Below are 18486 nucleotides of genomic sequence, written 5' to 3'. Positions count from 1 at the left end.
ACATAACGAAAAACGCTTGGAAAAATTTTCCAAGCGTTTCTTTTATCTTGTTTTTGTCACTTTTACCGCATCTTTAAATACTTGCATCATACTCTTATCACTATAAATTAAAACAGTTGATTTGTATACTTTAGCTGAAAGTCTAAGTAATAAAATAATGCCAACTAATAGTATACCTAAGGAAATAATAATCTCTGTATTGGTTACACTATCATTTGCGATTCTAACAGGCATAGCAAATGATGAGAAAAATGGTATAAATGAAAAGATTTTAATCAACATATTTTGTGGATCAGACATGCCTAACATCATTGTTGGTAACGAGGCAATCATAATCAAATAAGTCACAGGTGTTACAGCTTTTGCAGCATCTTCTGATTTGCTTACTAACGAGCCTGTAAAAGCTGATAAAATCGTATAGATTAACACACCTAATAGTAAATATAAGAGATTGTAACCTAAAATTCCTTTGATTAATTCATCAATTGACACTGTTTCCAAAAATCCTTTTACCATATCCATATCTTTTGCTAAAAAGTAAGCAATCACGCCAGAAAACAGATAGATGAGAACTTGCGTTAAAATCACGAGGAAAATCCCCATAATTTTCCCGTAAAAATGTTTTGCTGCCGTTGTACTGGACAAAATAATTTCCATAATACGTGTCCCTTTTTCAGACGCCACTTCTTGCGCTGTAATAGAAGCATATAGTAAGACTATCATATACATCGCTAAAACAATAAAGAATCCCACTAGTGTTAACGCCATCCGATTATCTTTATTTTCCTTAATCTGTCCATCTGATACTTTGACTTGTTTTTCTGATAAAGTTGCTTGAGATAATAGCGTCGTCACTTGCTCTTGCGTTAACCCTAATGAACCTGAATTAATACCTAGTTGCATTTGATTTAGAAAGCCAAGTAGTATTTGTTGATTTGTTGTACCAAGTGTTTCTACTCCTGTATACTGTCCTTTTAATTGATTTTCAGAAACCGAAATAGAAAGATACCCATCAATTTCTTCGTTTTCAAGTGCTTTTTTTGCCTTAGATTCTGTCGTTATCTTCTTGTTTATATCGAAATCATCTTTAGCCATTTCTCTATAAGTTTCACTAATAGCCTTATCATCCGAGACAATCGCTATTTCATTTACGTCTGAAAATTTATCCCCAAAGTAACCCATTCCTAAAGAAAAGCCAATTAATAAAAATGGTGCTAAAACCATCATAATAAAACTTGCTGATTTAACATGCTTCTTATACGTTTCAAGTGCAACAACCCAAAATTTATTCATCCTCTTCACCAACCTTTAATTTAAATATTTCCTCTAATGTCGGTGGCTGTTGATTAAATATTGGAATATAATCAGTCACCTTGATTGCTTCTTCAAATACTTCTCGACCTACATCTGAAGACTCCAACCTTAGATGATAATAATTTTCTCTTGGATTTTCTACTCTTAATACCCCAGGAATAGCTTCTAATTCTTCTTTAGATAGAGGTGTTTCTATCTCTAAGTGGGTTCTACCAAAAGATTCTCTAATGGCCTGAACAGAGCCATCAAGCACCATTTCACCATCTCGTAACATGACTAAATGATCACAAATTTTTTCAACATTTTCCATATTGTGACTAGAAAAAATAACACACGAACCGTTTTCTTTTAATTCGATAATACCTTCTTTTAAAAGCTCAGCATTTACTGGATCTAATCCACTAAATGGTTCATCCAAAATAATCAATTTGGGTTCATGGATAAGTGTTGCAATCAACTGAACCTTTTGTTGATTTCCTTTAGATAACGATTTTACTTTATCTGTTTTTTCCCCTTTTACTTGAAACTTTTCCATCCATTTATCAATTAGCGGAACAATTTCTTTTTTCTTTTTTCCACGTAAGCGACCAAAATAAATCAACTGGTCTTCAATTGTTACTTTAGGATAAAGTCCTCTTTCTTCTGGTAAATAACCAATAACATCATAATCTTTCTCTTTTAATGGTTTTCCATTCCATAAAATCGTTCCATCATCTGCATCTAAAAAGTTTAAAATCAAACGAAAGGTGGTTGATTTCCCCGCACCATTTTGTCCGATTAATCCTAAAATTTTGCCATCAGGTATACGAAAAGACATATCATCTACTGCTGCCATATCCCCAAAATATTTTGTTAATCCTTCTACTTCTAACATTCTTTTCCCTCCTATTGATTAAAAAATAATATACTACTAATAAATCCGAAAAGAGCTCCAATAATCATCGTAATAACCATATCTCTTCCAAATTTTTGGCTTTTATCTATTGCTTTAGGATTGTTATACAATTCTGGCCGTTTACGATACATCATTTTGAAATATAATAATAAAACACCCAATATCACTGGAAAAATAATCCCCAAAAATAATATGCCACTAATGATTGCTTTGAACCACAAGCCCATATCAAAATGATTGAAATAAAACAATATCAGATATATAGCTAAACTTGGAAAAAAGGCCCATAAAGACTGTAACAACATCCAGACTGTTTCATTTTTCAAACGTTCTTTATAAGTTTGTCTGTCAGTATAATTAAAAACATAATTACCAGTTGATTTAAATACAAAATAACGATTTCGATAATTTTCGACTAGCAACCAACCTGAGTCTTGATAAAACTCAATATACTCATGAATATCTTCTTTTTTCTCACTATAAAAATCAATGACCCAAGTTGATTCTTCTGCTGCTGCTTTTCTAAATACATAAAATCCTAAAGGACTAATTTTTTTTAATTGCCATCCCTTACTAGCCTCTTTCGAAAAATAAATGCTCTCTTTTTCAGCGTAAAAAGCTAAACCTTTTGATAGTTTAATTTTCGTGTTCTTCCATATCATACACATCCACCTTATTTCCCATTAACAAAGAACGTCCTGCTTCATAAAACATACGTCGTCTGTCCACCTCATTTATCAACTCATCTTTTCCTTTAGAAGTTATCACATAGATTTTTTTTCTATCTTTATCCTCTTTTAAACGAATATCTCCTTTTTTTTCTAATTTTTTTAAAATAGTATACATACTTGCTGGACCAATTGTTACACTATCATGCGTCATCTCACTGATACCTTTCATTATTGCATAGCCATGTCTTGGCTCTAATAAACTTAACAAGATTAAATACGTCGAGTCTGTCATAGATTCCATTTTGTCACTCTCCTTTAATCCATATCCAACTATATCATTATATAATATATCGTTAACTGATATATTATATAATGATATAGTTTTTGTCAATAAAAAAAGATGATTTCAAGCAACACTTGAAATCATCTTTTTAATAATAATCGTTTAAATTAGTTAACTCTTACACCAAAATCTGGTGAATAATATGACATACTTGTCACTTTAACTGATTCTCCTGGTTGCGGAGCATGAATGTATTGACCTCCACCAACATAGATACCTACATGGTACGTCGCACCTCTAGAACCCCAGAATACCAAATCTCCTGGTTGTAATTCACCTAACGAAATTTGTGTTCCAGCACTTTCTTGTGGGACAGTCCATCCACCAATTTCTTTTCCTGAAGCTTGACGGAATACATAAGATGTAAATCCTGAACAGTCAAATGAACTAGGTCCTTTTGCTCCCCAAACATATGGTTTTCCAATATGTTTATATGCTTCAGACACAACAGCATTACCATTTGCAGCTGGTGCTGTAGAAGTTTGTGATGGCGCTGGTGTTGTCGCAACAGGCGTACTTGTCTCTGTTGTGTTTGTCTCTGTTGTATTTGTTTCTTCTACTTCTGGTTGTGTTTGAGCAGGTTTATTTTCATTGATATCGTTTGGTGTCACAACAGTCACTTGTTTATCGATTTTTCCAGAATTATCTGTCGTATTATTAGTAATTTCATTAGAAGTATTATCAGTATTATTACTATTAGCAGCATTATTACTGTCGCTATTAGTTTTAGCGGTGTCTACTTTTTCACTTTTGACAGTTTTAGCTTGTTCTTTCGCTGCTTGAGCTGCTGCTTCTACAGCTTTGCGTTGCTCTTCACGTTTTTCTTCTGCGGCTTTTTGTTCAGCTAAATACTGTTCTTTTTTATTTTCCTCTGTCGCTTTTTCAGCAGAAATTTGGCTAACAGTTGCTTGTTGTGCTAACTCTTGATCTTCTAATTCACCTTTTTTTGCTTCTAAAGTAACAGCTGTTTTCTGTACTTCTTTTGCTTTTTCTTCCGCAGATGCTTTTTTCGCTTCTACTGCTTCTTTATCTTCTTTTTGTTGTTTCATCATATCATTATTAGCACCTACTAAACGATTAGCCGCCATAACTTTTGTCAAAGCATCTGAAACAGAATCAGCGTTTAAAACTAAATCAACAACGTTTGAACTGTTTGATTCTACTTGAACCGATCTAGCTTGTTCTTTGATTGATGCATCACGTTTTGCAATACGTGCTTCTAAATCTTTTACTTCTCCATTTAGACTAGAAATTTCTTTTGTTAATTTAGCTTGTTTTGATTGTAAAGCTGATGCTTCTTCTTTAATAGATGAAATATTTTCTTTTATACTTGATAATTGAGTAGTTGCTTCTTCTTCTTTAGAGGCTAACTCCTTAATTTTTTTATTTTGTTCTTCTACTTTTGAGTCTGTGTTAGCTGCAGTAGCTAACGCTGGAGCACCCACGGTACTTAATAATATACTACTTAATAAAATCGTCGATAATACTTTCTTTTTCAAAGCTAGCCATCCTCCATTTTTTCATTTCACATTTATTTTTATTTGATTAAATTTTTATTCATTTTTTTAAATTTACGTTAACTTTAACAACAATCAAATTCTAACATAGATACATGTCACTTTGATGATAGGAATGTTACAAAAACATTTCAAATAATCACTTTTTCTTGTAAACTCCATATACCTTTGATAGTGGTATAACTAACAGACATATATATAATACATTGATTAATAAAGATGGAGCTAGGTTTCGCGTGAAAAAGTCTAAAAAGTTAGCATTAGTTAATTTGAAAATACTAAGTAAAACCGCTCTTCCTATGGACATAAGTGTGACAAACACAATAAAACTTAATATAAGTGTCAGAGTATTTGGTTCGACATATTCAAAAAGTCTATACATAAAAAAAACAAGGATAGGTAACAGTATTAAATTAATCCCCAAAACATTATAAAAATAAGAATCATATAACAATCCAATAGCTGTTGCACAAATCATTAAATAAGTTTGATTTACTTTAAACGTCGAAAACATTAAAATTAACAAAACTAAATGACTTGTAAATGTCATAGGAATAGATAACATCCCCATCATTGCACTGCTTACATGACCATCAACTAACATTGCAACAAACAATAAAACGGGTAAATAGTATGAGTAGTATGAATTTTTTTCCATTACTCCACCCCTTGATTTCCAGCGAGGCGTTTAATAACTGTTACGCTTGAAACGTCATACATATCAGCAACAGGAGTCACCAATACTTCTGCATTTAACCCTGTTTTATTTTTTTTCACTTCTTTTACTTCCCCAACAACTAACCCTTCTGGAGAATTATTTCCCAAACCTGATGTTGAAACCAAATCTCCTTTTTTAATGTTATCCACACTCGTTAATTGGGAGACGACTAAAGTATGTGTCTTACTGTTATAACCTTCCATTAATCCATATGCAGATTTATCATCTTTCGTCTGAATCATTACAGGAAAATGATTGGTATTTTGATTTTGAGTCGTTAATAATTCTACCTTTGAACTACCCGATTCAGCAATAATCACTCGACCAATTAATCCTTTATCACCCATAACAGCCATATTCACTTCTATACCATCTTTTGTTCCTTTATCAATAATCAAAACATCTTGCCAACTATCTGGTGAACGATTAATAACACTAGCGTTAATCACATTATAATCGGTTAATGTATCATTCAATTTTAGTTGTTCTTTTAATTTTCTTGTCTCAGCTTTTTGACTTTCCAATTCTGCTTCTAAAGAAACACTTTTATCAATTTGTTTTTTTAGCTCTTCATTTTCTGTATAGGTATTAAATAAATTATTTATACTTTTCACTCCGCTTTCAAGCATTCTAAAGGGAGCTTTCACGACATAATCTACTTTTGAAATCACATTATTCATTTGAGATTGCCCTGGCAAACTTTTTTTATTATCATCTCGCTGCATTGCACTAAATGTCACTAATAAAATAATAACAATCACAACAGTAATGGCTATAATAATATTTCGACTCGAATTATTTTTTTTCACTATTTCACCCCGTAATATCTTATAATCTAAAAAAACATACATCCTTGATTTTACCATTATTCTTCAATATAAACCACATAACTACCTATTTGTTTTTAAAATTTTAATAAACTAATTTACTATTTCAGACTCTTTAGACTATAATAAGATTATCAACTCATCAGGAGGGTATATTATGACAGTCAATGGTAATTATTGGTACCTTTCCGAACATTTAATTAACGTTGTATTACCTGTTATCTTATTTATAGTAGCTATCATTCTATTTATTTTATTTGGTATTATCTCTTCAACTACAAATTCTAAAAAAATTTATAAAATCATTGGACTAACTTTTCTTATTACTACTATATGTATTTCCACTATTTTTTTAATAACAAAGGATTATCGTAAGCTCATTTCTTTTGAAACAAATGCTAATCGAAAAATAAAAATGGCTGTTTTACATTATCAAACACGACCTAATGATTCCTCAAATCGCGCCTCATTATACGATGTAGATAAAACATTAAATCTTCCATTTTATAAAAAAGAAGTCTCAACAGAACAAGATAGCCTAAAATATCTTGGAAAAGACGATGTGTTTTACTATTTTACAGACAATAAAGACATCTATCGATTAGATATTTCCAGTAACTTAATTCAGTTTAATCCTGTCAATCAAGTAGCTGTTACTAAAGAATACGCTGTTTTAATTGATGCCTCTTTTACGTCTATTGGCTTCAAAGAAAAAATTGGACCCGGCATATCTTCTATCATTGTTCCTATATCTGAAGAAAATGTGCTCTATCAACCTAAAACAAAAACTTATGATTTATTAAATTAAAAGGTCGCCCCAAACATTGGGACGACCTTTTTAAAATGATTTTTTTTAGTTACCTTCGTAAGAATCAATAATAATTTGTTTTAATTCACTAATTAATGGTTCTTTAGGGTTAGCAGTTGTACATTGATCTTCGTAAGCAAGTTCAGCCATGCGATCAACTGTTTCATCCAATGTTTTTTTGCTTAACCCTTGTGCTGATAAGTTCATGTCGATTCCAACACGTTTTCCTAAGTTATCAACAGCTTTAGCTAAAGCATCGACTAATTCTTCTGTTGTATTGCCTTTAAGTCCTAAGAAACGCGCGATATCTGCGTAATCTGTGTCAGCTCTAAAGTAATCATATTTAGGGAACAATGCATGTTTTGAAGGGTCTTTTGCATTGTAGCGAATAATATGTGGTAAAAGAATCGCATTAGTACGTCCATGAGGAATACCGTATTCTCCACCAATTTTATGAGCAATTGAGTGACAAATACCTAAGAATGCATTAGCAAACGCCATACCAGCCATTGTAGAAGCATTATGCATTTTTTCGCGGTTTTCTAAATTAGGGTTTTTAACTGAGTCTTCTAAGTTTTCAAAAACTAATTTAATAGCTTGTAAGCTTAAACCTCTCGTGTAATCACTTGCCATAACAGAAACATATGATTCAATTGCATGTGTTAATACGTCCATACCAGTATCAGCTGTAACTGAAGCAGGAACACTCATAACAAATTGTGGGTCAATGATTGCCACGTCTGGAGTTAATGCATAGTCTGCTAATGGGTATTTAACATGTGTTTCACTATCTGTAATAACCGCAAATGGTGTTACTTCCGCACCAGTACCTGACGTTGTTGGAATAGCAACCATTTTAGCTTTTCTTGCTTCAGGAATCTTGTAAGCACGTTTACGAATATCTAAGAATTTTTGTTTAGCGCCAAAGAATTCTGTTTCTGGATGTTCGTAGAATAACCACATACCTTTAGCCGCATCAATAGCAGATCCACCACCAATAGCAATAACTGTATCAGGTTGGAATTTCATCATTTGTTCTGTACCAGCATAAACTGTATTGGTTGAAGGATTTGGTTCAACATCTGAGAACATTTCAAATTTCACTTTATTTTGACGTTTCATTAATTCGTCAATAACTTTTTGAGCATAACCAAATTCAACCATACCTGGGTCACAAACGATGAATACACGTTCAACGTCTTTCATTTTTTGTAAGTATTGAATTGAGTTTAATTCAAAGTAGATTTTTTCAGGTAATTTAAACCATTGCATGTTATTTCTCCGTTTCGTTAAAGTTTTAGTGTTAATCAAATTAACTGCTGAAACGTTTTTAGATACTGAGTTTTTACCATAAGATCCACAACCTAAAGTTAATGATGGAATCATTTCGTTGTAGATATCACCAATACCACCTTGAGCCGCTGGAGAGTTAATTAAAATACGACAAGCATTCATTCTTAGACCAAATGCTAATTGTAAGTCTTCATCTTCAGAATGTAGAACAGCTGTATGTCCTTCACCATTAAGTTTTAACATTTTTTCACATAATTCTAAACCATGTTCAGTATTGTTAGCTTTAAACATTGCTAATACTGGAGATAATTTTTCACGTGATAATGGATAATCTGGACCAGCATCTTCTAATTCAGCTACTAAAATTTTCGTTCCTTCTGGTACTTTAATTCCAGCATCTTTAGCGATAGATACGGCTGAATGTCCAACAATTTTAGGGTTAACAGCTGTTTGGGTTTCATTCATCACTGCTTTTTCTAATTTTTCTAATTCGTTTGGTTTAACAAAGTATACTTGATGGGCTTCAAATTCTTTTTTCACTGCATCGTAGATTTCTTTGTCAACAATGACACCTTGCTCTGACGCACAAATCATCCCATTATCAAATGATTTAGATGTAATTAAATCATTTACCGCACGTTTGATCTTAGCTGATTTTTCAACGTAAGCTGGTGTGTTACCAGGACCTACTCCAAGAGCTGGTTTACCAGTAGAGTAAGCTGCTTTAACCATTCCAGAACCACCAGTTGCAAGGACAATTGCGACACCTTCATGGTTCATTAATGTATTTGTTGCTTCAATAGATGGTGTATCAATCCATTGAATACAGTTTTCAGGAGCGCCAGCTTTAACTGCTGCATCTCTTACAACTTTTGCAGCTGCTGCAGATGATTTTTGTGCGCTTGGATGGAAAGCAAAAATAATTGGGTTACGTGTTTTAATCGCAATCATTGATTTGAAAATGGTTGTTGATGTTGGGTTTGTTGTTGGTGTTACCCCACACACAACTCCGACTGGATCAGCAATTTCGATGATTTGTTTTTGTTCATCTTCATTGATAACTCCCACAGTTTTATCATTTTTAATGTTGTTCCAAATACTTTCAGAAGCAAACATGTTTTTGATTGCTTTATCTTCATAAATACCACGGCCAGTTTCTTCTACTGCTAATTTTGCTAAAGGCATGTGTTCATTTAAGGCAGCCATTGCCATTTGGTGAACGATATGATCCACTTTTTCTTGGTCAAAAGTTTTCATTTCTTTTAATGCTTCTTGTGCATTAGCTACCAAATGATCAATTGTTTCTATTACTGATTGTTCTTTTACTTCAGCTTTTTTATTTTTATCTTTATCTTTCAAAGTAATACCCTCCTGAATTCAATTCGTTATGTATTTCACAAATATAATATACAACATTTTTTTAAACTTGTAAATACCTTTATGTGATTTTTTTCACTTTAGCAAAATGAATACGTTTTCCTTAATAAAACCTTTAAAAATATAGCATAAAATCTTACATTCTATTAAAAACATCTTATATATTAATAAAAAAACATTATATTGTGCGTTTAATCACTAAAACTTTTTTCACTTTAAGCTCCATTTAAGTTTAATATCTTAAACTACAGTCATACAATTTTTAAAGGGGTTGATTAACTATGAAAGCAAAAAAAGAATTCAAACGAAAAGAACATAAATATATCATCGATAGTACCAAATATGATCAATTTATAATCGATTTACAAAAACATATGTCTATCGACAAATATGGGTTACATACAATTATGTCACTCTATTATGATACAGATGATTTTCTATTAATTAGACACTCTATGGAGAAACCAGCTTATAAAGAAAAGCTCCGTGTTAGAAGTTATCAGACACCTAATAATGATACGACTGTCTTTTTAGAATTAAAGAAAAAAATTCAAGGTACAGTTTATAAAAGACGCATTGAACTTCCTTATAGAGAGTATCTAAAACTTGAAACCACAAAAAAATTATCTGAAAATATTGAACGCACACAAACTTATCGAGAAATTGATTGGGTTTATAAACGCTATAAGACACTTCAACCAAGAGTATTGATATCTTATGACCGCCTATCCTTTTTTACACCGGATGATTCTAATTTTCGTGTAACATTTGACCACGACATTCGCTTTAGAACACATGATTTATCTCTAAAAAATGGAAGTTATGGGAAACTAGTGGCTCCAGAAATAGGCGTATTAATGGAAGTTAAAGTATTAGGAGCCTATCCTTTATGGTTTGTCGATTTATTAAATAAATATCATTTAAGAAAATCGAGTTTTTCAAAATACTCTCAAACCTATACTCGTTATATCCATAAAAATAATATTGAGGTGATGACACATGTTAGCTAGTATCTTTCCAGATGGCAGTTCTACTATTGAGTTAACTCAACTACTCTTATGTACTTTAACATCAATCGGTTTAGGGATTGTTGTTTCCTATATTCATACAGTCAATAATATTTATACCAAAAATTTTATCGTTACTCTTGCTATTCTCCCGGTTTTAGTTCAATCAGTCATTATGCTGGTTAATGGAAATCTTGGAACTGGGATGGCCGTTGTCGGAGCTTTTAGTTTAGTTCGTTTTCGTTCTGTTGCAGGTGGATCACGGGAAATTACTAGCATCTTTTGGTCAATGGGGATTGGATTAGCAACAGGAATGGGCTTTATCGTATATGCTATTATTTTCTCTCTTTTTGTCACAATCATTCTAATGGGATTGTATCTATCACCATTTGGTAGTAAACAAAAATTAACTGAGAGAGAGTTAAAAATTACCATTTCTGAAGACTTAGACTACCCAGATTTATTCCAAGATATTTTTGATTCTTATGTAACAAATCAACAACTAGATTCTGTTCGAACAACTACTATGGGTAGTCTTTACGAACTTAGATATCATTTAATTTTAAAAGAAGGTACCAATGAAAAAGAATTGTTAGATGCTATTCGAGTGAGAAATGGTAATCTTCCGGTTGTACTTGGTCGATGCAAAACTCATAATGACACCTTATAATAGAAAGGACAATTTTTATGAAAAAAGCTCAATTATTAATGTTATTAATAAGCCCAATGATGCTCTTAACTGCTTGTCAGAGCTCACAAAATAACACTGCTACTTCTACTACCATTCAAACAAATAATAGTTCTTCTACTAAAACAGATAGTAATAACACTAAGTTGTTAGGAACTTATTCAAATACTGATCTTAACGCTGATTACGATGAATCAACAGCAACTAAAATAGAGTTAAATGATACTGTTGCTATAAATGGAGAGGGGGCAACAGCAAAAGAACAAGTCGTAACTATTTCAAAGGGTGGAACCTATATTTTAAGTGGATCATTAAGTAATGGACAAGTAATTATTAATGTTGATAAAACAGAAAAAGTTCAACTAGTTTTTAACAATGTGTCTATTCACAATGATAGTGGTCCTGCTATCTTAATTGAACAAGCTGATAAAGCTGTTATAACTTTAGCAAAAGATACTAAAAATACTGTATCAGATGGCGATAACTATACTTTAAAAACTGGTGAAACAGAACCTGATGCTACTATTTTTAGTAAAGATGATTTAACTATCAATGGAGATGGTTCCTTAGATGTTGAAGCTAAATATAATAATGGGATTCATAGTAAAGATGACCTAACCCTTATCTCAGGAAATTATACTATTAACGCTAAAAATAATGCCTTAAAAGGAAAAGATTCCGTTTCAATTAAAGATGGGACCTATCACTTAACGACTGAAGAAGGTGATGGCATTCAAGCAAATAATTCAACTGAAGAAGACAAAGGATTCATTGCAATAGATGGTGGAGATTTTGTGATTGATAGCGGTCGTGATGGTATTCAAGCAGAAAACTCCCTTTCTATCCAGCAAGCAACTTTTAACATCAAAACAAGTGATGGATATGATACACAACAATTTGACACAAACGAAAGTTACAAAGGACTTAAAGCAAATAAGATAACCCTCCTTAGTGGATCATATACCCTTAACACATTAGATGATGCTATACATAGCAATGACACACTAACCATAAAAAATGGTGACTATACTATTGACACAGGAGATGATGGTATTCATGCTGATAACAGTTTAATAATTGACGATGGTAATATAACTATCAACCATAGCTATGAAGGAGTTGAATCAAGTGTTATCAAATTAAATGGTGGTCATTTATTAATTACATCATCTGATGATGGTATTAACGCTGGTGGAAGTAGCGAAGATGATGGCTCAGGAAAATTTGGCGCTGATTCATTTGGTAAAGGCGGTAATCCTCCTGGACAAGCTGATGATAGTAAATCACTTGAAATCACTAATGGAACAATTGTCGTTGATGCATCTGGTGACGGTTTAGACAGTAATGGGTCTATTACAATGTCCGGTGGTAATGTCCTTGTTTATGGTCCAACCGAAGGAGGAAATGGTGCAATCGATTATGATGGAACCTTTAATTTAACTGGTGGAACACTTATTACGACTGGGACATCTGATATGGCAATGAACGTTAGTGATGATAGTAAACAGGCTAGTGTCGGTATTTATTTTGATACAACACAATCAGGAAATACACTATATAGTTTAACTGATAGTAATGGAAAAACGTTAGTCACCTTTAAATCTAAAAAAGAATTTCAACATCTACTTATTTCTAGCCCAGATTTAACTAATAATTCAACCTATTCTTTATTATCTGGTGGAACAATATCTGAAAAAGATACAAATGGTTTGTATAAATCTGGAACTAAAACCAACGGTAAAATAATCAGTACAATTAAATTTAGTAGTTCAAATATATTAAATATCGATCAAGATGGAAATATTGTACAAGGTGGTATGGGGATTCCTAGAGGTAGTATGGGTAACCCTAGATAATATTATAAAGCTAACCAGTTAATCATATAACTGGTTAGTTATTATTTGTTTTTTTTTCTTATTTAATGTACAAAAGAAGTGTACATAAAGGAGTGACACTATGATAAACATATTGGTTATAGAAGATGAAAAAGAAATTTCCCAACATATTAAAGATATTTTAGTTGAACTAGGAAAAGTTACACAAGTATACGATGGTGATGAAGCACTGTATGAGGTCGAGTCTGGTGAATATGACTTTGTTATTCTCGATTTAATGCTTCCAAACATGGATGGACTATCTATTTTAAAAAAATTAAGAAATGATAAGAATAACATACCTATTTTAATTTTAACCGCTAAAGATAGCCTTGATAACAAACTTGAAGGGTTTGAAGTCGGTGCAGATGATTATTTAACTAAGCCATTTCACCGTGAAGAATTACTGATGAGAAGTAAGGCTATTTTAAAACGAACGTTTGAGTTGTACGAAGATAATACACTTAATTACGGAGATTTAACTTGTTTATTAATGCAAAGAGAAGTGAAATATAAAGATGATATTTTACCTATACAAGGAAAAGAATATGATTTGCTCGTTTATCTTTTACAAAATAAAGGAATTATTCTAACGAAAGAACAAATTTTTAATCGTATCTGGGGCTATGACTCTGATACAGCATTGTCTGTAGTGGAAGTCTATATGAGTCATTTAAGAAAACATTTGAAAGAAACTAATCTAAACAAACAACTATCTACTATCCGAAATGTTGGTTACATCTTACAAAAAGAGGAAACGCTATGAAGTCAACTGCATCAAAAAAACAACGTTTAAGATTTTTCCTTATTAACTGTGGCGCTTTTGCCGTTATATTTTCTCTACTATCTTTTATCACTATTCAAGTCATCCAATACTCTGCTTATACAGAAACCGATTCTACTTTAGAAAGAATGGCTAGTGATCCCAGTCTATTAGACAGAGAAATCAGAATGTTAAATAAAGATGGAAAAGACAGCCCTATTGGAACCCCAAAATTTAATTTTGATGGGCCAAATAATCAGTTTAATACAGTCGTTGTTCTGTGGGATAAAAATGGAAAAATTTTAAATGACTCTTCGGTAAAAGATAGGTTAGAGAATTTAGAAGAACCTACACTAGATAAAAAAAATACCGATATTATTTCTACTCTATCTTTGAAGAATAAAAATAATGACTCTAACTTTTCATTTCGTAGTATTACCATCTCTCCAAGTGAAAATAACTTGAACATAGCCTATATTCAAGTACTAGTCAATGTTAATCAAATAGATGAAGCAGTTAAACAATCTCGTCTGATTATTTTAATTTGTATGTTTATTTTTTGGATTCTATCTTTAGTCATCAGTTACGGATTATCTGATTTCGCGATGAAACCTATATTAAAATCATGGAAAAAACAACAAGAGTTTGTTGAAAATGCCTCTCACGAATTACGAACTCCTTTGACAATTATTCGTTTAAATTTGGAAAAATTATTTACGCACCCAAATAATACAATAATTGATGAATCTGAAACTATTGCTCAAGCTCTAAATGAAGCACAGCGACTTACCAAACTGACAAGTGACTTACTTCTTTTAGCTAAGGGAGATTCTAATACTTTAATCCTTGATAAAGAAACAATCGATACCAATACATTTATCCATAAAGTATTGGATCCCTTTCAATTACTCGCTGAAGAACAAGAAAAACAATTAATATTTAAAGAAAATAAGTCATTTAACGCCGATATAGATGTAGCAAAACTTCATCAAGTATTGCTAATTTTATTAGACAATGCCTTTAAATATACAAAAACTGGGGATTCTATTACTGTTACTTCCTCTATTACCAATAAAAAACAATGGGAAGTTTCAATTAAAAATTCCGGACCACACATTAATGAAGATAAGTTAAATCATATTTTCACTAGATTTTACCGTGAAGATGATTCAAGAAACAAAGAAACTGGTGGAAATGGTTTAGGATTATCCATTGCTAAGCAAATTATTGAAGAACATGGGGGGAATATACAAGCCAAAAATCTTACCCCTGTTGGTGTGTCATTCACCTTTCGATTGCCATTAATGCATGTAAAAAAACCAAAACACTAATCATGTTTTGGTTTTTATTTATGCTGTTACTAGCTTATCATTAAATTTTGTTTTTACAAAAATCAGTAAAATAATAATGGCTAACCCTAGTGCTTGTATAGTTAGCATCAATGAAACATCATAGTGAAACATACCAAAAATAGCTGATACTAATGTTGGGATGAATAACGCATTCATCACTAAATTGGTTGCTTCACGGTAAGTTTTGATACTAGATAAATCATTTTTTCTAGTTAAATAGATGAAAAAACTGGTTCCAAAAATTAGAAACACACTACTCACTAATACCAACATGCCAATTAAAAAGGTGTAACCGATTGTTCGATAGAAAACAGTTTGTTCATTCCAATTCTCCTCAACAAAAGAAATAAATTCTTCCATTGACGCTATTCTATGTATCGTCAGATCTTCATCGTATGCTATTTTTATTGTTTTTTCCCCATCAACTAGCTCTAATCTATTTGGGAAGAAAACGACGTTATTTTTTAATGATGCTTGATCTGTTTTTTCAGGATTTATAATGATATTGCTACTTTTAATGTCACTTGATTTGCCTATTAATTTTCCATCCACAATAGAAATTTCTTTAAGTAACTCTTTGTTAGATGGCTCAGTTTTTAGTTGCTGTACTAATTTTGGGTATAGCGCATCTAATTTAATAGAAGGGACATTTTTTGATTGGATTGAAATTGGAATCAACATCAATGACAGTAAAAAGAACACAATCACCATTTTTTGATACCAACGTAAAGAATCTCTACCTAAAAACATTTTTTTAGGACTGAACGACATTTTAAAATAGTTCATTGGAAATTTGTCTTCTATCATAAGTTAAATCATCCTTTCGTTCCACCTGATAGTAAACCTGACACAAAATTCTTTTGTAAGAAGAAGAATAAAATAGAAATTGGTAAAGCAATTAATATTGCTCCAGCTGAAAATAGTGCGATTTTTTGATCTCTTGAATTATTGATAAATGTTTGTAGCCCAACTGCTACTGTAATACTTTCTGGGCTTCTTAGTAAGAATTTAGCTAACATAAAGTCTCCAAATGGTCCCATAAATGCCCACAATGCTTGAACTGCAATCATTGGTTTCACAAGAGGTAAAATAATTTGCCAAAAGATTCTAAAATGGCCTGCTCCATCTAACTTAGCTGATTCATCCAAATCAATTGGTACAGTATCAAAATAACCTTTCATTAACCATGTATTCATAGGGATTCCTCCACCGATGTAAATCAATGTTAAAAACCATGGTTGATCTAATGCATTTAACAAAAGTGCCATAACGTAGAAGGCTGTTAAAGCTGCCATAGTTGGTACCATCTGAATTACTAAAAAGAATTTCAAACTTTTCTTTCTTCCGACAAAACGATATCGACTGTATGTGTATCCTGCTAATGTTATAATCAGCACTTGAAAGAACATAGTGGAAACTGCAATAATTAGTGTGTTTTTATACCATGTACCATACATTGTCTCTGAAAATAATCTAGAGAAATTAGATAATGTCCAATCGCTAGAAAAATCTAATGTAAATGCCCCAACATTCCCTGTTTTAAATGCCGTACTAGCTGTAATCAACAGAGGATATATAACAATAATTGACAATATTATTAAGAAAAGATAGGTAAAGAAATGACTTAAAAATCTAGCTCGCTTAACTGAATGATTTGTCTTCATTTTTACATTCCCTCCATATCAAAGGCTTTTGTTTTCTTAAATACGATAAGTGACACACTAATAACAATAAATGAAATAATCAATGTAATCGCTGCTGCAACAGAATATTGTGGTGCATTTCCTGTTGTTAGTTTATAAATCCAAGAAATTAGGATATCTGTTGATCCAGCTCCCCCACCAACACTTCCTGGTCCTCCATTATTGAACAAATAAATCATAGAGAAATTATTAAAGTTACCAGTATATTGTGTGACAAAAATTGGAGCTGCTACGAATAAAATCATTGGTAATGTAATCGTTCTAAAACGTTGTAAAGCATTTGCGCCATCTATTTTTGCTGCTTCGTATAATTCACCAGGTATTGATTGTAGGATACCTGTTGTCATAACGTAAATATATGGGAATCCCAACCACCCTTGTATCATAATAATGGCTGTTTTTGTCCAAAATGGGTCTGTTTTCCATGCTATAGGAGAAATATCAATCAACGGTAAATGATTTAATAATGGTAAAATTTGTGTGTTGATTGCCCCGATACTATCATTAAAAATATTTGAAAAACTCATAATTGTGATAAATGCCGGTACTGCCCATGGTAATAGGAAAATGACACCAAATAGACGCTTTCCTTTTATAAATGGCTGATTACTAATTACTGCTGTCGCAACACCCAAAACAATTTGTAACGTTGAGGCACAAATAGTCCAGATAAGTGTCCAACCTAAAACAGAAACAAATGTTTCTCTGTAAGAACTCAAAAAGAAAATACTAAAAAAGTTTTTAAAACCAACCCAGTCAATTAAACCTGCTGGTGGAATATGTTTAAAATCATAATTTGTAAATGCCATGAACAAGGTTACCAAAACTGGAAAAATAATCGAAATAGTCATCACGATATAAGCAGGTAACGTTAAAACGTATGGAAATCCCTCGTCAAAAACATTTAGAATAATTGATTTTGCTGTTGTATTAACTTTTTCTCCTTTTTGCCAACGAGTGGCAATCGTCTTAGCATCTTTTAAATTCAAAAAATAAAAAACAAAGAATAATAAAGTAATAATTAACTGTAATGTTCCTTCAATTAACATAAATAATGAATGATCCACTATAGGTTCAGTTCCTAATGTAATAAATCCTTGAAGTGCACTAAAACCAAAAAATATAAATTCGAAAACAAACAACACAAAAATAATTAAGAATATAATACCTTTAAATACCTGTTTGTTATAAAATTGGCCTAAACCAGGTATCAATGACAATAACATTGCTTTTTTTACTGTAGACTGCTTTTCTTCATCCTTCATGGCTCTCCCCTACCTTCATTAGTATAAATAAAACAGCAAAAGAATCTCTTTCGCTGTTTATATTAGTCATT

Annotated in this window: 17 protein-coding genes; 6 read left to right on the top strand and 11 right to left on the bottom strand. The window is 31.9% G+C overall.

Annotation, left to right across the window (positions count from 1 at the left end; translation table 11 throughout):
- Window positions 1-42: 42 nt before the first annotated feature.
- The 7 genes from G314FT_RS04545 to mreC all read right to left on the bottom strand — a co-directional run bounded on the left by G314FT_RS04545 (window position 43) and on the right by mreC (window position 6267).
- Window positions 43-1293: an ABC transporter permease gene (locus G314FT_RS04545; protein WP_257702256.1), complete on the bottom strand. Its 1251-nt coding sequence runs from the start codon at window positions 1291-1293 to the stop codon at window positions 43-45.
- Window positions 1286-2188 (bottom strand): ABC transporter ATP-binding protein, encoded by a 903-nt coding sequence (locus G314FT_RS04540; protein WP_257702255.1) that lies wholly within the window; start codon window positions 2186-2188, stop codon window positions 1286-1288. Before G314FT_RS04540 ends, G314FT_RS04545 begins: the two co-directional genes overlap by 8 nt.
- A gap of 11 nt (window positions 2189-2199) precedes the next feature.
- On the bottom strand, window positions 2200-2871 hold the full coding sequence (locus G314FT_RS04535) for a DUF2812 domain-containing protein (RefSeq protein WP_257702254.1): 672 nt from the start codon (window positions 2869-2871) through the stop codon (window positions 2200-2202).
- On the bottom strand, window positions 2846-3181 hold the full coding sequence (locus G314FT_RS04530; protein WP_257702253.1) for a PadR family transcriptional regulator: 336 nt from the start codon (window positions 3179-3181) through the stop codon (window positions 2846-2848). Before G314FT_RS04530 ends, G314FT_RS04535 begins: the two co-directional genes overlap by 26 nt.
- Window positions 3182-3330: 149 nt before the next feature.
- The gene (locus G314FT_RS10490) at window positions 3331-4722 is read right to left on the bottom strand and encodes a C40 family peptidase (protein WP_279348163.1); all 1392 of its coding nucleotides are present in this window, start codon (window positions 4720-4722) and stop codon (window positions 3331-3333) included.
- 157 nt (window positions 4723-4879) lie between these two features.
- Window positions 4880-5398, bottom strand: coding sequence for a rod shape-determining protein MreD (mreD, locus tag G314FT_RS04520; RefSeq protein ID WP_257702252.1), 519 nt, complete (start codon window positions 5396-5398; stop codon window positions 4880-4882).
- A complete protein-coding gene (mreC, locus tag G314FT_RS04515; RefSeq protein ID WP_257702251.1) occupies window positions 5398-6267 on the bottom strand; it encodes a rod shape-determining protein MreC in 870 nt (289 codons plus the stop codon). Before mreC ends, mreD begins: the two co-directional genes overlap by 1 nt.
- Window positions 6268-6442: 175 nt before the next feature.
- On the opposite strand from mreC, the gene G314FT_RS04510 reads away from it, so the two are divergent.
- Window positions 6443-7093, top strand: coding sequence for a hypothetical protein (locus tag G314FT_RS04510; protein ID WP_257702250.1), 651 nt, complete (start codon window positions 6443-6445; stop codon window positions 7091-7093).
- 45 nt (window positions 7094-7138) lie between these two features.
- Here G314FT_RS04510 and adhE read toward each other — a convergent pair whose 3' ends face one another.
- Window positions 7139-9745: a bifunctional acetaldehyde-CoA/alcohol dehydrogenase gene (gene adhE / locus G314FT_RS04505; RefSeq protein ID WP_257702249.1), complete on the bottom strand. Its 2607-nt coding sequence runs from the start codon at window positions 9743-9745 to the stop codon at window positions 7139-7141.
- Between the two features lie 299 nt (window positions 9746-10044).
- On the opposite strand from adhE, the gene G314FT_RS04500 reads away from it, so the two are divergent.
- From G314FT_RS04500 to G314FT_RS04480, 5 genes are all read left to right on the top strand, one after another.
- Entirely contained in the window at window positions 10045-10773 is a 729-nt protein-coding gene (locus tag G314FT_RS04500; RefSeq protein ID WP_257702248.1) for a polyphosphate polymerase domain-containing protein, read from the top strand.
- Complete coding sequence (locus G314FT_RS04495) at window positions 10763-11440, top strand: DUF4956 domain-containing protein (RefSeq protein ID WP_257702247.1); 678 nt, start codon at window positions 10763-10765, stop codon at window positions 11438-11440. Before G314FT_RS04500 ends, G314FT_RS04495 begins: the two co-directional genes overlap by 11 nt.
- Window positions 11441-11457: 17 nt before the next feature.
- A complete protein-coding gene (locus G314FT_RS04490) occupies window positions 11458-13314 on the top strand; it encodes a carbohydrate-binding domain-containing protein (RefSeq protein ID WP_257702246.1) in 1857 nt (618 codons plus the stop codon).
- A gap of 100 nt (window positions 13315-13414) precedes the next feature.
- Window positions 13415-14098, top strand: coding sequence for a response regulator transcription factor (locus tag G314FT_RS04485; RefSeq protein ID WP_257702245.1), 684 nt, complete (start codon window positions 13415-13417; stop codon window positions 14096-14098).
- Window positions 14095-15426 (top strand): sensor histidine kinase, encoded by a 1332-nt coding sequence (locus G314FT_RS04480; RefSeq protein ID WP_257702244.1) that lies wholly within the window; start codon window positions 14095-14097, stop codon window positions 15424-15426. The genes G314FT_RS04485 and G314FT_RS04480 overlap by 4 nt, the downstream gene beginning before the upstream one ends.
- Before the next feature lie 18 nt (window positions 15427-15444).
- Here G314FT_RS04480 and G314FT_RS04475 read toward each other — a convergent pair whose 3' ends face one another.
- The 3 genes from G314FT_RS04475 to G314FT_RS04465 are packed head-to-tail and all read right to left on the bottom strand — an operon-like array spanning window position 15445 to window position 18415.
- Window positions 15445-16254: a hypothetical protein gene (locus G314FT_RS04475; RefSeq protein WP_257702243.1), complete on the bottom strand. Its 810-nt coding sequence runs from the start codon at window positions 16252-16254 to the stop codon at window positions 15445-15447.
- Between the two features lie 8 nt (window positions 16255-16262).
- Window positions 16263-17111 (bottom strand): sugar ABC transporter permease, encoded by an 849-nt coding sequence (locus G314FT_RS04470; protein WP_257702242.1) that lies wholly within the window; start codon window positions 17109-17111, stop codon window positions 16263-16265.
- 2 nt (window positions 17112-17113) lie between these two features.
- Complete coding sequence (locus G314FT_RS04465) at window positions 17114-18415, bottom strand: carbohydrate ABC transporter permease (protein ID WP_257702241.1); 1302 nt, start codon at window positions 18413-18415, stop codon at window positions 17114-17116.
- Window positions 18416-18486: the final 71 nt, after the last annotated feature.

The organism is Vagococcus luciliae (assembly GCF_024637875.1).
Lineage (GTDB): Bacteria > Bacillota > Bacilli > Lactobacillales > Vagococcaceae > Vagococcus > Vagococcus luciliae.
This window is presented reverse-complemented; position numbering and strand designations above follow the sequence as displayed.